The 13,585-nt window shown below is 70.7% G+C and carries 16 protein-coding genes; 8 read left to right on the top strand and 8 right to left on the bottom strand.

The window, feature by feature from the left end; all coding sequences use genetic code 11:
• Positions 1–10: 10 nt before the first annotated feature.
• Positions 11–640, top strand: coding sequence for an HAD-IA family hydrolase (locus AB0A63_RS28055; RefSeq protein ID WP_360396681.1), 630 nt, complete (start codon positions 11–13; stop codon positions 638–640).
• Positions 641–756: 116 nt separating this feature from the next.
• Here AB0A63_RS28055 and AB0A63_RS28060 read toward each other — a convergent pair whose 3' ends face one another.
• The 4 genes from AB0A63_RS28060 to AB0A63_RS28075 form a co-directional block, all read right to left on the bottom strand.
• Positions 757–1,590 carry an aldo/keto reductase gene (locus AB0A63_RS28060; protein ID WP_360396682.1) on the bottom strand — a complete coding sequence of 278 codons (834 nt, stop codon included), beginning with the start codon at positions 1,588–1,590 and terminating at the stop codon, positions 757–759.
• 30 nt (positions 1,591–1,620) lie between these two features.
• Positions 1,621–2,019 carry an ASCH domain-containing protein gene (locus AB0A63_RS28065; protein WP_360396684.1) on the bottom strand — a complete coding sequence of 133 codons (399 nt, stop codon included), beginning with the start codon at positions 2,017–2,019 and terminating at the stop codon, positions 1,621–1,623.
• Positions 2,020–2,123: 104 nt separating this feature from the next.
• Positions 2,124–2,468: an RNA polymerase-binding protein RbpA gene (locus tag AB0A63_RS28070; RefSeq protein WP_030466135.1), complete on the bottom strand. Its 345-nt coding sequence runs from the start codon at positions 2,466–2,468 to the stop codon at positions 2,124–2,126.
• Positions 2,469–2,705: 237 nt separating this feature from the next.
• Complete coding sequence (locus AB0A63_RS28075) at positions 2,706–3,422, bottom strand: thymidine kinase (RefSeq protein WP_360396686.1); 717 nt, start codon at positions 3,420–3,422, stop codon at positions 2,706–2,708.
• A gap of 367 nt (positions 3,423–3,789) precedes the next feature.
• On the opposite strand from AB0A63_RS28075, the gene AB0A63_RS28080 reads away from it, so the two are divergent.
• The gene (locus tag AB0A63_RS28080; RefSeq protein WP_360396688.1) at positions 3,790–4,122 is read left to right on the top strand and encodes a PadR family transcriptional regulator; all 333 of its coding nucleotides are present in this window, start codon (positions 3,790–3,792) and stop codon (positions 4,120–4,122) included.
• A complete protein-coding gene (locus tag AB0A63_RS28085; RefSeq protein ID WP_360396690.1) occupies positions 4,119–4,994 on the top strand; it encodes a hypothetical protein in 876 nt (291 codons plus the stop codon). The genes AB0A63_RS28080 and AB0A63_RS28085 overlap by 4 nt, the downstream gene beginning before the upstream one ends.
• Before the next feature lie 41 nt (positions 4,995–5,035).
• Here the strand turns inward: AB0A63_RS28085 and AB0A63_RS28090 are convergent, their stop codons facing one another.
• Positions 5,036–6,445 (bottom strand): MFS transporter, encoded by a 1,410-nt coding sequence (locus tag AB0A63_RS28090; RefSeq protein WP_360396692.1) that lies wholly within the window; start codon positions 6,443–6,445, stop codon positions 5,036–5,038.
• A gap of 55 nt (positions 6,446–6,500) precedes the next feature.
• Positions 6,501–7,262 carry a glycerophosphodiester phosphodiesterase gene (locus AB0A63_RS28095; protein ID WP_360396694.1) on the bottom strand — a complete coding sequence of 254 codons (762 nt, stop codon included), beginning with the start codon at positions 7,260–7,262 and terminating at the stop codon, positions 6,501–6,503.
• Positions 7,263–7,543: 281 nt separating this feature from the next.
• Here AB0A63_RS28095 and AB0A63_RS28100 point away from each other — a divergent pair, with 281 nt between their 5' ends.
• The 3 genes from AB0A63_RS28100 (at position 7,544) to AB0A63_RS28110 (ending at position 10,619) form a co-directional block, all read left to right on the top strand.
• The gene (locus tag AB0A63_RS28100) at positions 7,544–7,885 is read left to right on the top strand and encodes a hypothetical protein (RefSeq protein WP_030475304.1); all 342 of its coding nucleotides are present in this window, start codon (positions 7,544–7,546) and stop codon (positions 7,883–7,885) included.
• A gap of 72 nt (positions 7,886–7,957) precedes the next feature.
• Entirely contained in the window at positions 7,958–9,958 is a 2,001-nt protein-coding gene (locus AB0A63_RS28105) for an EAL domain-containing protein (RefSeq protein ID WP_360396696.1), read from the top strand.
• Positions 9,959–10,010: 52 nt separating this feature from the next.
• Positions 10,011–10,619, top strand: coding sequence for a hypothetical protein (locus AB0A63_RS28110; RefSeq protein ID WP_360396698.1), 609 nt, complete (start codon positions 10,011–10,013; stop codon positions 10,617–10,619).
• Between the two features lie 18 nt (positions 10,620–10,637).
• On the opposite strand, the gene AB0A63_RS28115 is transcribed toward AB0A63_RS28110, so the two are convergent.
• On the bottom strand, positions 10,638–11,102 hold the full coding sequence (locus AB0A63_RS28115; protein ID WP_360396885.1) for a PPOX class F420-dependent oxidoreductase: 465 nt from the start codon (positions 11,100–11,102) through the stop codon (positions 10,638–10,640).
• 10 nt (positions 11,103–11,112) lie between these two features.
• Here AB0A63_RS28115 and AB0A63_RS28120 point away from each other — a divergent pair, with 10 nt between their 5' ends.
• Positions 11,113–11,955, top strand: a complete 843-nt coding sequence (locus AB0A63_RS28120; protein WP_360396700.1) for an alpha/beta hydrolase — start codon at positions 11,113–11,115, stop codon at positions 11,953–11,955.
• Positions 11,956–11,974: 19 nt separating this feature from the next.
• Here the strand turns inward: AB0A63_RS28120 and AB0A63_RS28125 are convergent, their stop codons facing one another.
• Positions 11,975–13,180, bottom strand: a complete 1,206-nt coding sequence (locus tag AB0A63_RS28125) for a GGDEF domain-containing protein (RefSeq protein ID WP_360396702.1) — start codon at positions 13,178–13,180, stop codon at positions 11,975–11,977.
• A 176-nt stretch (positions 13,181–13,356) separates the two neighbouring features.
• On the opposite strand from AB0A63_RS28125, the gene AB0A63_RS28130 reads away from it, so the two are divergent.
• Positions 13,357–13,542 carry a hypothetical protein gene (locus tag AB0A63_RS28130; protein WP_360396704.1) on the top strand — a complete coding sequence of 62 codons (186 nt, stop codon included), beginning with the start codon at positions 13,357–13,359 and terminating at the stop codon, positions 13,540–13,542.
• The last annotated feature ends 43 nt before the right edge of the window (positions 13,543–13,585 follow it).

Below are 13,585 nucleotides of genomic sequence, written 5' to 3' on the forward strand. Positions count from 1 at the left end.
AGGGATGACCATGGGACTCGAATTCGACGCCGTCCTGTTCGACATGGACGGCACCCTGATCGACTCCACCGCCGCCGTGCGCAGGGCGTGGCACCGCTGGGCCGAGGAGGAAGGCGTCGACCCGGCCCGCCTCGCCGGCACGGAAGGCAAGCCCGCCAAGGACATCGTCGCCGCCCTGCTGCCACCGGACCGGCACGAGTCGGGCCTCGCCCACTACTCGCACATCGCCACCCACGACCTCGACGGCGTCGTCGTGCTGCCCGGCGCGCTCGACGCGACCACCGCCGTCGGCGACCGCAAGGCCATCGTCACCTCCTGCACCCGTGACGTGACCGACGCCCGCACGACCGCCGCCGGGTTACCCGTGACCGACGTGCTGGTGACCGCCGACGACGTCGACCGCGGCAAACCCGAACCCGTCCCGTACCTCAAGGCCGCCGAACAGCTCCACGTCGACCCGCGCCGCTGCCTGGCCGTGGAGGACACCGCCTCGGGCCTCGCCTCCGGCCGTGCCGCCGGCTGCACCACGCTGGGCGTCGGCACCGACCTGGACGCCGACATCGTCGTGCCCGACCTCTCCCACGTCCGCTTCGAGCTCGCGGGAGACCGCGTGACCCTCCACGTCCGCACCCCGGCCTGAGCATCTGCAAGTACCACCAACCTGTTCGCCACCCGCAGGGGCCGGAGGTGCTGTTGGTGGTGGTTACGAGCCTGTTGATGTCGAGTTGGTGGTACTTGCAGATGCGGGGGGAGCGGTCAGAGGACGTCCAGGGGTTCGGGGCCGTCCGGGGGAGGGAAGGCCGTGTCGAGGTCGGACAGGTCCTGGACGGTGAGGTCGAGGTCCACGGCCGCGGCGTTCTCCCGCACGTGCTCCGGGGAGCTGGACTTGGGGATGGCGGTGACACCGGGCCGGCGCAGCACCCACGCCAGCGCGACCTGCGCGGGGGAGGCGTCGTGGCGGCGGGCGACCTCCGCCAGCACCGGTGAACGCAGCAACCGGCCCTGCTCGACGGGGGAGTAGGCCATGACCGGGATGGACCGCTCCGCCAACCACGGCAGCAGGTCGTGCTCCGGCCCGCGGCGGCTGAGGTTGTAGAGGATCTGGTCGGTCTGGCAGAACCCGGACAACGCCGTCAGCTCACTCATGTCGGCCACGTCGAAGTTGCTGACGCCCCAGTGCCGGATCTTGCCCGCCTCGACGAGCGCGGCGAACCCGTCGAGGGTCTGCTCGAACGGCACCCGCCCCCGCCAGTGCAGCAGGTACAGGTCGATCCGGTCGGTGCCGAGCCGCCGCAGGCTCGCCTCGCACGCCCGCACGGTGCCCGCCGCGCTGGCGTTGCGGGGGAGCACCTTCGACACGAGGAACACCTCGTCCCGCCGCCCCTCGACGGCCTCGCTCACGACCTCCTCGGCGCCACCGTCGGCGTACATCTCGGCGGTGTCGACCAGCGTCATGCCCAGGTCGAGGCCCAGCCGCAGCGCGGTCACCTCGTCCGCGCGCGCCGCCCGCGACTCACCCAGGTGCCACGTGCCCAGGCCGAGGGAGGGGATGGACTCACCGGAGGGCAGCCGCACGTGCGTGGTCGTCATGCGCACAGGATGCCCGCCGCACCGCGCTTGTCACCCGTTGATCAGCCGGAACCACACGCACACGACAGGTGCCCGTCCGCTGGGCCGGCCACCGCCGTGCTCCGCCCAGAACCCGGCGTGCACCTCCCGCCAGTGCTCCACCGAGGTGAACCCCTCGCCCTCCGCCTCGGCGAGCTCCCAGCCGACCAGGTCGAACGGCGTCACGAGCACGGCCGTCACCTCGACCACCGCGAGCCGGTCACCGGCGCTGTCCACGAGCACCAGCCGCTCACCGACGTGCTCGGGCAGCTCACCCTCACCGGTGTAGCCGGCCAGCAGACCGGCGGTGGCCCGCTTCGTCCCGGCGAGCACCAGGGCGGTGAGCCGGTCGCGGTGCTCACCGGGCAGGCCGAGCTCGAGCGTGCGCAGTCCGTCCAGGCGTGGCCACATGATCAAGATCCTAGGCCGCACCCGGTGCGCCGCGTGCGGCTTTCCGGGCACGCAAAAAGCCGCCCCGGAAGGCGACCGGGACGGCTTGAGCGTCTGTGCTCGGATCAGGCCGTGCGGGTGCGGCGTCCGCGCAGCTCTTCGAGGCGCTCGTCGAGCAGCTCCTCGAGCTCGGGGATCGACCGGCGCTCCAGGAGCATGTCCCAGTGCGTGCGCGGCGGCTTGACCTTCTTCACCTCCGGCTCGACACCGTCGATGATCTTCGACTCGGTGCCGTGCAGACGGCACTCCCACGTCGGAGGCAGCTCGGCGTCGTCGGAGAACGGGACCTCGAAGTCGTGTCCCTTGGGGCAGGCGTACCGCGCTGCCCGGCGCGGAGCGAGATCGTGGTTGCGGTCGGTCTCGTAGCTGACTGCTCCGAGCCGGCTTCCACGCAAAACGCGGTCGGCCATGGCGGTGTCCTTTCGCTCGGCTCAGGGCCGGGGCCCAGGCTTCTTGCTCACCGTGTGCAACGCCCGGATTGCTCCGTTTGTTTCCGGTTCGCTCTCATGGTTGCCCACAGTGACGTCGTTCACTCGTCAACGAAGGCTTCCTACTAATGGATGCGATCGCTCAAGGATCGTGACGCGTTATCAAGCTACTGGGCTTATGCGTCACTCTAATGGCCTAGCAGGCCACTGGGAAGTCGATCACGCCAACCGGAGTTGACCACTTTGTGCGACGTCAGGACCCAGATCACCTAGCCGGAAGTGACGCCGACAGAGGACCTGGTAGCGGACAGTAGTTTCCGTGGTATCGGTTACACAGTTGCTGTCCGTACCCGATCGGTGCTGTTCCGTGTCCGGCACCGTGTCGGCCACCAGAACCGTGTCCCCGGCCCGGATCACCCGTCCGGCCCGCACCCGCGCGTTGAACCGTCCCGGCACCCCGCACCAGCACAGGACCTCGACCTGGATCGCCTTCAGCTCGTCCGCGAGCTCGAACAGCCGCTGCGAGCCCGGGAACATCTCCCCGCGGAAGTCGGTGGCGAGCCCGAAGCAGTAGACGTCGACCTGGACGTCGTCCGCGAGCTCGGCCAGCTGCTCCACCTGGACGGGGGTGAGGAACTGCGCCTCGTCCACGATCAGGTAGTCCACCCGGCGGCCCTGCGCCCACTCGGCGCGCACCAGCCGGCGGAGATCGTCGTCGCGGATCTCCGCGGCCTCCCTGGTGATGCCGATGCGGCTGGAGATCTGCGGACGCCCCGACCGGTCGTGCCGCACCAGCAGCAGGCCGCGCCGGCCCTGCCGCGAGTTGTTGTGGTCGATCTGCAGGGCGAGCGTGGACTTGCCGCAGTCCATCGGGCCGAAGAAGAACTTCAGGTGCCCCACCACCGGGGTGGTCCGCCGCGAACCCGCTACGGGCACGGCGGACAGGGCGTCTGTCGGATCGGGTAGGGCGTCCACGGCGGGTCACCCTAGTGCCTGGCCGGTGATCAACAGGAATCGGCTGATCAACGCCGACCGGCACCGCGGCGTCCCCGCGCTGTGTCGTTGTCCATCGTGCTCCTCCTGTTGTGCTCGCCGGCCCCGGTGGGCTGGAGATAGCCGGTGCGCCGGGGGCCGAAACATCACGTTTGAATACACCTCCACCGCCGGTACCAGGTCGGTTCGCTGCGCCATGGGATCGGAACAATTGTTTTCAGAGTCTCGATGGTTTCAGTGTTGACTGAAACAAGCACTTCGCCGATGTCCGGCTTCCCGATATAGCTCGCGTCGCGATATATTCAGGGACATGAGTGGTCGGATCATGTCCGAGCAGGCGTTCCTGGTGCTCACCGCACTGGCCGAGGAGCCGCTGCACGGGTACGCGATCGTGCAGGCGGTGGAGCAGCTGTCGCAGGGCCGGACCGTGCTGCGCGTCGGCACGCTGTACGGGGTGCTGGACCGGTTGGTGGCCGACGGCCTGGCCGAGCGCGACCGCGAGGAGGTTCACCAGGGCCGCCTGCGGCGCTACTACCGGCTCACCGACTCGGGGGTGCGGGCGTTGCAGGCGGAGGTCGCCAGGCTCAGCGCGAACGTGCGCGCGGCGGCGGCGGTGCTGCGGGGGAGGGGGATCGAGGCATGAGCAACCTGGAGCGCCGCTACCGGCGGCTGCTGAAGGTCCTGCCGGGCTGGTACCGGCGTGACCGCGAGGAGGAGATGGTCAGCATCTTCCTCGCCGAGCGGACCGACGAGCTGGACCTGGAGCACAGCTGGCCGGGCTGGGGGGAGACGTGGGCGACGCTGGGCCTGGGGGTGCGCACCCACCTGGCCGCCGGCGCGGCGCTGGTGCACGTGCCGGACCGGGCGCGGTGGCGCGGTGAGGTCGTGCGCGCCCTGGGGGTGCTGGGACTGCTGCTGGGCGTGTTCTACGCCGGTGCCGCCGCCCTGCACCTGGTGCTGACCCGCGGCGGTTCACCGTGGGTGCCGCCGGCCGCGCCCGTGCGGTGGTTCGAGCTCGCGCCGGTCGTGGCGTTCGCGGCGCTGCTGGCGGGCAGGCGCACGGTGGCGAAGGCGGTGGCCGCGCTTGCGGTGGTGCCGGTCGTGGTGGCGCTGTCGGAACCGGGGCCGGTGCTGTTCTCGCTGGCGTTCCAGGTGCCGTCGCTGGTGTTGTTCGCGTGTCTGTGCCTGGGTTTCCACCGGGAGGCACCGACGCCGCCCGCGCGCAGGCCGGCGTGGTGGGGTGGGGGAGCGCTGGTGCTGGGGCTGGGTGCCGGGCTCGCGCCGGGAGTCGGGCTGGTGGTCGTGGCGCTGCTGGCGGTCGCGGTGCGCGTGGTCGCCTACGTGCGCGGGGATGTGGTGCTGGGGAGGGCGCTGTCGGTCTTCGCGGCGTTGCTGCTGGTGCCGGTCGCGGTGTTGCTGGCCGGCGAGGTGACCTGGGTGGTGTGCGCGCTGGCCGTGTCGTTGGTGGGGAGCGTGGTCGCGCCGGTGCGGCGGGCGCGGGTGGCGTTGTCGTGACGGGGAAGGGGCGCTGACCGCGGTCAGCGCCCCTGGGCGGGTCAGACGAGGGTGGGTTCGGGGTTGCCGACGGCCTTGATGGCCCTGCGGACCGGCACGAAGATCAGCAGGACGAAGCCGGCGACGAAGAAGATGATCAGCGCGAGGATCGCGGGCCGCAGGCTGCCGGTGGCCTGGCCGACGCCCGCGAACACCAGCGGGCCGAGCCAGCTGGTGGAGCGCTCGCCGACCTCGTAGAGCGAGAAGTACTGCGCCTCGCGTCCTGGCGGGACCATCTGGCTGAACAGGCTGCGCGACAACGCGTTCGTGCCGCCCAGGACGATGCCGATGCCGGCGGCGACGAGGTAGAACTGCATCTCGTCACCGGCCTGCACGAAGAACGCCGCGGTGATGACGACGATCCACACGAGCAACGAGCCGAGGATCGTCTTCTTCGCGCCGACGCGCTTGGCGACGAAGCCGTGCAGCACGCCGCCGAGGAAGGCGACGAACTGGACGATCAGGATCACGGTGATCAGCGTCTGCTGCTCGAACTTGAGCTCGACGCTGCCGTACTGCGCGGAGACGTTCGCGACGGTGGCGATGCCGTCGGTGTAGATCAGGTAGGTGCCCAGGAACGCGAGGGTGAGCGGGAAGGCCTTGGCCTGGCGCAGGGTCGTGCCGAGCTCCTTGAAGCCGGCGGAGATGACCGAGGTGCCGTGTTCGCGGCCGTGCGGGTTCTGGTGCTCGGTGAGGGCGCGCAGCGGGATGATCGTGAACGCGGCCCACCAGATGCCGGAGATGACGAACGCGATGCGCGCGGCGTCACCGGAGCTGATGCCCAGCGAGTCGGCCGAGAGCGTGATGCCCAGCTGGACCGCGAGCGCCACGCCGCCGCCGAGGTAGCCGAAGGCCCAGCCGCGGCTGGAGACGGCGTCGCGTTCGTCGGGGGTGGCGATCTCGGGCAGGAACGCGTAGTAGACGACGACGCTGGAGCCGTAGCAGATGTTGGCGATGACGAAGAGGAGGACGCCGAGCTTCCAGTTGGTGCCCTCGACGGTGGCGAGGGCGATGGTGGCGGCCGAGCCGGTGAAGGCGAAGGCGCCGAGCATCTTCTTCTTGTTCTGGGTGCGGTCGGCGATGGCGCCCATGACCGGCAGGACGAGGACCTGGACCACCGTGGCGACGGAGAGCAGGTAGCCCCACAGGGACCCGGCGGGGAACTGCAGCCCGAGCAGCGTGACGTCGCAGCGGTCGAAGGCGTTGTCGCCGGCGCACGGGGTGGCGCCGTTGAGCGCGCTGTCGGCCTTGGCGGCGTTCTCGGCGATGCTGGTGAGGTACAGCGAGAGGAAGACGGTGATCACGGACGTGGGGAACACGGAGTTCGCCACGTCGTACCAGACCCAGCCGCGCTGTTCCCTGCGGCGGCCGGCGGTGGTGGCGTCAGTGGGGTCGTCGCCCTTGACCTTCATGTCGGCGGACTGTACTTGTCCGCCGACTCACCCGATCCGGTGACTGTCCAACCTGTTACCAGTCGCCACGTGAGCGCAGGACGTCGCGCAGGACGTCGGGCCGGTCGGTCACCAGGCCGTCGACTCCGAGGTCGAGCAGGGCGCGCATGTCGGCCTCGTCGTCGATCGTCCACACGTGCACCTCGAGGGCCCTTTTGTGGGCTGCGGCGACGAAGCGGCGGTCGACGACGGTGAGGCGGCCCTGGCTGCGGGGGACCTGGGCGACCTGGCCGCGGACGGCGAGCCCGGCGAACGGGACGCGGCGTGCTGCCCACAGCGCGCCGGCGGAGCGGGGGCCCATGGAGGTGAGCAGGCCCGCTCCGCCGAGGCGGCGCAGGCGGGCGAGGCGGTGGTCGGAGAAGCTCGCGAGGCAGACCCGGTGCAGCGCCCCGGTCCTGCGCAGCAGCGTGACGACGGGTTCGACGGCGTTGTCGGCCTTGACGTCGATGTTGAAGAACGTCTCGGGCAGTTCCTCCAGGACGTCGGCGAGGCGGGCGATGGGTTCGCGGCCGCCGACGCGGGCGTCGCGGACCCGGGCCCAGGGGAGTGCGGAGACCACGCCTTCGCCGTCGGTGGTGCGGTCGAGGGTGCGGTCGTGGTGGACGACGACCTCGCCGTCGCTGGTGGCGTGCACGTCGGTCTCGACGTAGCGGTAGCCCTCCCGGGCGGCGCGGCGGAACGAGCTCAGCGAGTTCTCCATGCCGGTGAGGTCGTCGAGGTGCCAGCCGCGGTGGGCGAAGGCCCGCGGGTGCGGGCCGGCGAGGTAGGGGTGGGTCACGGGTGCGAGTGTGCCTGGCGAAGCCGGCCGTGAGGTGGCGGTTGGGTGGCGCACCACTTTCTTGTTCAATTCTATGGTTTCAGTGCAGAGCAAAGTTAACACTCCAAGGTGGTCACGCTCTCAACACACCTCAAGACCGAAAACAACCAGGAAGAAGCCGAGCAGGTCCGTGGCGGAATGGGACCAATCGCGCGACCGGTGCTGTCCGGTTCCCTACGAACGTCGGGGTTTGTGGCGCGTCGCTTACGCCCACCCCAGCTCACCCGCTACCGTCGCGCGCCATGGAGCGCTCCATGGAGGCGGATGAGCCCAGGCACTGCGCGTGGTGCGGGCGGCGGTTGCCGGGGAGTGGGCGGATCGGCCGGCCGCGCAGGTACTGTGCTCAGCCGTGTCGCCAGCGGGCGTACGAGCGGCGGGCGGCGTTGCAGCGCGGTGGGCTCCCCGAGGACGCCGTGGTGCTCAGCACGGCGGAGTTGGCAGACTTGCAGGACCGGCTGTTCCAGCTGCGGTGTGCCGCGGAGGACGTGGTGACGGCGGCGCAGGACGGTGCGGAGAACGAGGAGCTGCGCAAGTTGGCGGCGGAGTTGGTGGAGTCGGCGAAGGGGTTGGAGCGGCTGCGTTAGCCGTTCGCACTCCAGCGAACCAACCGGCGTAGCGGGTTGCTTACGTCCGGTGATCGGACGATCATGACGCGCGTGACCTCCTATTGCCGCACGGTGCTCGACCGGGCGGATGTCGGCTATGCCGTGACGGATGCGCGCGGCAGCCTGTTGTGGTGCAACCGCGCGCTGGGCGCTGTGCTGGGTGTGCCGGTCGAGCAGGCGTACGGGCGGTCGTTGCCCGCGTTGCTGCCGGGGGTGCCGGAGGGGCCGTCGCCCGCGCGGGAGGTGCTGGCGCCGGGGCCGCGGTGGCTCGAGGTGCGGTGCAGCCGTTTGGGTGACGACCTGATGTACGAGGTCGTGGACGTGTCGACGTGGCGTGACCGGGAGCTGACGGTGACGCAGGAGGCGGACGCGCTGCGGCGGGCGCAGGCGCTGGGCCGGATGGGCACGTGGGAGTGGTCGATCTCGGAGGACCGGGTGACGTGGTCGGACACGTTGCTGGAGATGTTCGGGTTCGCGCCGGGCACGGCGTTCGACTTCGAGATGTACGCGCAGCTGGTGCACCCCGACGACCTGCCGATGATCGAGGAGAAGCTGGACACGGCGCTCAAGACGGGGTCGGTGTTCACCTACACGCACCGGATGTTGCGCCCGGACGGTGCGGAGCGGGTGTTCGAGTGCTTCGGTGAGGTCGTGGTCGACGAGACCGGGGCGCCGTTGCGGGCGTTGGGGACGGCGCACGACGTGACGCAGTCGAGCCGGGTGCACGACGAGCTGGTGCGGATGGCCGAGCAGGACCCGTTGACGGGGTTGCCGAACCGGCGTGCGCTGACGCGGGCGTTGGAGAAGGAGCTGGCGAACAACGGGTCCGGTGCGTTGCTGGTGCTGGACCTGGACAACTTCAAGGACGTCAACGACCTGCGCGGGCACGCGGTGGGTGACCGGGTGATGCGGATGCTGGCGTCGGCGCTGCAGTCGCGGCTGGGTGAGCAGTTGATCGCGCGGCTGGGTGGTGACGAGTTCGCGGTGGTGCTGCCGGGGTCCTCTGCGCGGGACGCGGGTGCGGTGGCGGACGGGTTGCGCGACGCGGTGGCGGGTTTTCCGCTGGCGGGGATCGGGACGCCGGCGCGGATCACGGTGAGCACGGGGCTGGCGGAGTACGGGCCGGGTGACTCGTGGGAGCTGGTGCTGGCGAACGCGGACCTGGCGTTGTACGCGTCGAAGGCGGCGGGCCGGGACCGGGTGACGGTGTACGAGCCGAACCACTACGCGGACACGGTGAAGCGGGTGTCGGTGCTGGACCGGTTGCGGCAGGCGCTCGCGGGTGAGGGTCTGGCGTTGTACGGGATGCCGATGGTGGAGCTGCAGTCGGGCAAGACGCTGGGGCACGAGCTGTTGCTGCGGTTGGAGGACGGTCAGGAGCCGTACCTGGGGCCTGCGGACTTCCTGCCGGTGGCGGAGCGGTCGAACCTGATCCTGGAGGTCGACCGGTGGGTGTTGTCGACGGCGATCGACGCGCTGGTGGCGGAGCCGAGCTCGTCGTTGCGGTTCAACGTGAACGTGTCGGGGCGGACGTTGGAGGACCCGGACTTCGCGGGGTTCGTGCTGGACCGGTTGGGGCGTGCGGGGGTGGCGCCGGGCCGGTTGGGGTTGGAGATCACGGAGACGGCGGCGGTGACGAACCTGGACGCGGCGGTGTCGCTGGCGACGCGGCTGCGGCAGTTCGGGTGCCGGATCACGCTGGACGACTTCGGTTCCGGTTTCGGGTCGTTCGTGCACCTGAAGCACCTGCCGATCACGGGGATCAAGATCGACGGTGAGTTCGTGAAGGGGATCGAGACGAACGACGCGGACGCGGTGCTGGTGTCGGGGATCGTGCAGATCGCGAACGGGCTGGGGTTGTCGGCGGTGGCGGAGTGGGTGGAGCGGCCTTCTCAGGTGGAGGCGTTGCGGCGGTTGGGGGTGCGGGTGGGGCAGGGTTTCCACCTGGGCCGGCCGGTGCCGTTGCGTGAGGTGGTGAACGCGGAGCGCATGCCGCCGAATGGTGCATTGTCGTCTCGGGTGGTCGGCGCAGAGGATGGTGCGCGCTCCTGATCACCGCCTTGATGGGATGCCCGTGTCGTCTTGTGGTCTGCGTCGTCTTGAGTTGGGTGTTGCCGAGCCCGAGGTGTCGGTGGACTTCTTCGCCGGTGTGCTGGGGTGGACGGTGATCGCGGAGCCGGGTGGTTCGTTCTCGGGCTGGGTCGGTGACCGGTTGGCTGCGCGGGTGGCGGTGGGGGAGTCGGGCTGGCGCGTGGTGTTCGGTGACGACGGGGCGCGGGAGCTGGGGGACGGGTCCTGTGTGGACGTGGGCCGGGTGTTGCACGGTCCGTGGGCGCCGGCGCCGCGTGCGGGGGAGCCCTGCTGGGTGGAGCTGATGGTGGAGCGGCCCGACGACGCGTTCTGGGCCGGGGCGCTGGGGTGGGACGTGGAGGCGAGGTCGGAGGACTTCGCGGTGTTCCTGGCGGCGCGGCAGGGTGATCGGCGTGCGGTGGCGGGCCGGTTGCGGACGGGGCGGGCGCCGGGGTGGATGACGTACTTCGCCGTGGACAGCGTGGAGGACGCGTGTGCGCGGGTGTCCGAGTTGGACGGTCGGGTGCTGCTGGGGCCGACGACCGTGCCGACCGGACTGGTCGCGTCGATCTCGGGGCCGCACGGTGGTGCGTGTGCGGTGCTGGAGCGGCCCCGCGGCTGGGGCGGTGCCTGGGCGGTCTGAGCCCGGTCCGCGCGGTGCTCAGGCGTCGAGCTCGGGTGGGAAGCCGCCGGTGGCGATGGGGCCCCAGGTGTCGATGGTGACGCGGAGGAGGGCCTTGCCCTGGCGGAGCATGGCGGCGCGGTACTCGTCCCAGTCGGGGTGCTCACCCGCGATGCAGCGGTAGTACTCGACGAAGTCGTCGAGGGCGTGCGGCAGGTCGAGGACCTCGGCGGTGCCGTCGACCTGGACGTAGGGGCCGTCCCAGTCGTCGGAGAGCACGCAGAGGGTGACGGCGGGGTTGCGGCGGGCGTTGCGGACCTTGGCGCGCTGCGGGTAGGTCGCGATGACGATGCGGCCGCTGGTGTCGACGCCGCAGGAGACGGGGGAGACCTGCGGGCCGCCGGTGCTGGAGCGGTGGGTGATGAGGACGCCGTGGTGGCGCGGGCGGAGGAACTCGAGCAGCTGCGGCCGGTCGACGAGGTCGGTCGTGGCGATCTTCGGCATGATGTGCAGCATGGCACGGTTCACCTCGTTCGACGGTACTCGGCTCGCCTACCGGGAGGTGGGGGAGGGTGCTCCCCTGCTGGTGCTGGCGGGTGGTCCCGGCAGGGCGTCGGAGTACCTGGAGACGCTGGGCGGGCTGGACCGGCACCGCAGGCTGGTGGTGCTGGACAACCGGGGTACCGGTGAGTCCGACGAGCCGGTGGAGGCGTTCACCTACCGGCGGGACATGTTGGTGCGGGACGTGGAGGTGCTGCGCAGGCACCTGGGGCTGGAGCGGGTCGACGTGCTGGGGCACTCGGCGGGTGCGGGGATCGCCGTGGGGTACGCGGCGGACTTCCCGGACCGGGTGGGCCGGTTGGTGCTGCTCACGCCGGCGTTGCGGTCGGTGGGGCTGTCGCCGGAGCAGAGCGACTGGGACACCTTCCTCGCCGCTCGCGCCGATCAGCCGTGGTTCGCGGCGGCGCAGGAGGCGCTGGAGCGCAGCGCGGCCGGTGACGACTCGGTGGAGAACCGGGTGGCGGCGTCCCCGTTGCTGTACGCGCGGTGGGACGAGCGGGCGCGGGCGCACGCGGCCGCGGAGTTGGGGCAGTGGAAGTACCCGGTGGCGCTGGGCTACAACGCCGAGGGCGCGTTCGTGCCGGGGGTGCTGCGGCGGGCGTTGGTGGAGTTCGACCACCCGGTGCTGGTGTACGCGTGCGGTGAGGACCCGATCTCGCCGGTGCGGCGGTGCCGGGAGCTGGCGGAGCTGTTCCCGGACGCGGTGCTGACCGTGCACGAGGGTGTGGGGCACTACCCGTGGGTGGAGGAGCCGGACGAGGTGTCGGCGCGGATCGCGGCGTTCCTGGACGCGTGAGGGTTCGCCTGGGGGCCGGTCAGAACGCGGGTGCGGTGGCCACGCGGTCGCGGCCGGAGTTCTTGGCCCGGTAGAGCGCTTCGTCGGCGGCGAGCAGCAGTGGGCTGAGCTCGGTCGCGGTGTCGGGGAACACCGCCGCGCCCACGGAGGCGGTCAGGCCGGTGATGACGCGGGGTTCGCCGCTGCGGTCGACGGCGGGGACCTCGAGGCGGGCGATGTCGAAGCGGATGCGTTCGGCGGTGGCGCGGACCTCGTCGGTGCCGACGCCGGGCAGCAGGACGGCGAACTCCTCGCCGCCGAAGCGGCCGACGAGGTCGTAGGAGCGCACGGCGTGGCGGACGGAGTCGGCGATGGCGCGCAGGACCCGGTCGCCCGCGAGGTGGCCGTAGGTGTCGTTGATGACCTTGAAGTGGTCGATGTCGAGGATGAGGACGCCGACGGTGGAGGTCAGGCGGCGGGCGCGGGCGAGCTCGCGTTCGGCGACGTCGTGCCAGAAGGTGGCGTCGACCAGGCCGGTCTTGGAGTCGGTGCGGGCGGCGACGCGGAACTGCGGCAGCAGCAGGCCCATGTGCAGGGCCAGGACGGTGAGCAGCAGGATCGGCGTGAGCCAGGGCCGTGCGGTGGCGATGATGGCGACGCCGGAGCCGAGGCCGACGGAGGCGGTGACGATGAGGACGTCGGAGGCGTGGCCGAGCGCGGTCTTCACCGGGTTGGCCGGGTTGGTCATGATGATGGCGCCCACGACCAGGGCGTAGTTGACGAACCAGTAGAGGAACCCGGCCACCGCGAGGGCGATCAGCCCACGTGGACCGTCCAGATCAGACGGAGCTGACGCCGAGAACATGTGCAGCACCCATTGCGCTGCGGCACATCCAAGTATGACAGTGGCGGCGGAGAACAGCTTCCGGTACAGGACCGCCCGGCGTTTGTAGACCCGCAGCCACGCGTGCAGGTAGATGGTCACGACCAGCAGGACGACCAGTGGCATCGGGAGTACGAGCACGCCCGCGAACTGCCACACCGACTGCATCTGCGCGTGCGGGGCACCCTCCACGGAGATCTCGCGGATGCGTTCGATGCCGCGTGCCGCTTCCAGGTGGACCAGGGCGGCGACGGCGAGTGCCGCGAACCACGTCCACGAGCGCGCCTCGACAGGGGTAAGCCGTGCGGTTGCGAGCGTGACGAGTGCCGCCGTCACGGAGATCGTCACGACGTAGGTCAGCACGACAGGAGGAAGAGACCATAGCTTCCACCGGCGCGGGTCGAGCCAAGGCACGCTGCCACCCCCACCGAAAACCATCAGGAACCAACCACTGTAGCCACCGGGTCACGCCAAGTCGTGGCTCCATGTGGGGGACCTCACCCTGAGTAGTCCTCGCGTTCTCGCGCACCATTCACCCCTTGCAACTCCCGCATTCCCACAAGGAGACGGTCATCATGATGAACACCGCGCTGTCCACCGACTGGACCTTCGCCGCGTCGACGGACTGGACCTTCCGGTCCTCCACCGACTGGACGTTCACGTCGACGGACTGGACGTTCGCCTCGACCGACTGGACCTTCGCGTCCACCGACTGGACCGTCTGACCACCTGGGACGCAGTGGGAGAGGGGTGCGCCGGCCGGTGTGG

This window comes from Lentzea sp. NPDC042327, from assembly GCF_040647275.1.
Lineage (GTDB): Bacteria > Actinomycetota > Actinomycetes > Mycobacteriales > Pseudonocardiaceae > Lentzea.

Bases quoted from the DNA above. Each gene is read 5' to 3' on its own strand.
- AB0A63_RS28055 (WP_360396681.1), top strand. From the start codon at position 11: ATGGGACTCGAATTCGACGCCGTCCTGTTCGACATGGACGGCACCCTG.
- AB0A63_RS28060 (WP_360396682.1), bottom strand. From the start codon at position 1,590: ATGACGACCACGCACGTGCGGCTGCCCTCCGGTGAGTCCATCCCCTCC.
- AB0A63_RS28065 (WP_360396684.1), bottom strand. From the start codon at position 2,019: ATGTGGCCACGCCTGGACGGACTGCGCACGCTCGAGCTCGGCCTGCCC.
- AB0A63_RS28070 (WP_030466135.1), bottom strand. From the start codon at position 2,468: ATGGCCGACCGCGTTTTGCGTGGAAGCCGGCTCGGAGCAGTCAGCTAC.
- AB0A63_RS28080 (WP_360396688.1), top strand. From the start codon at position 3,790: ATGAGTGGTCGGATCATGTCCGAGCAGGCGTTCCTGGTGCTCACCGCA.
- AB0A63_RS28085 (WP_360396690.1), top strand. From the start codon at position 4,119: ATGAGCAACCTGGAGCGCCGCTACCGGCGGCTGCTGAAGGTCCTGCCG.
- AB0A63_RS28090 (WP_360396692.1), bottom strand. From the start codon at position 6,445: ATGAAGGTCAAGGGCGACGACCCCACTGACGCCACCACCGCCGGCCGC.
- AB0A63_RS28100 (WP_030475304.1), top strand. From the start codon at position 7,544: ATGGAGCGCTCCATGGAGGCGGATGAGCCCAGGCACTGCGCGTGGTGC.
- AB0A63_RS28115 (WP_360396885.1), bottom strand. From the start codon at position 11,102: ATGCCGAAGATCGCCACGACCGACCTCGTCGACCGGCCGCAGCTGCTC.
- AB0A63_RS28120 (WP_360396700.1), top strand. From the start codon at position 11,113: ATGGCACGGTTCACCTCGTTCGACGGTACTCGGCTCGCCTACCGGGAG.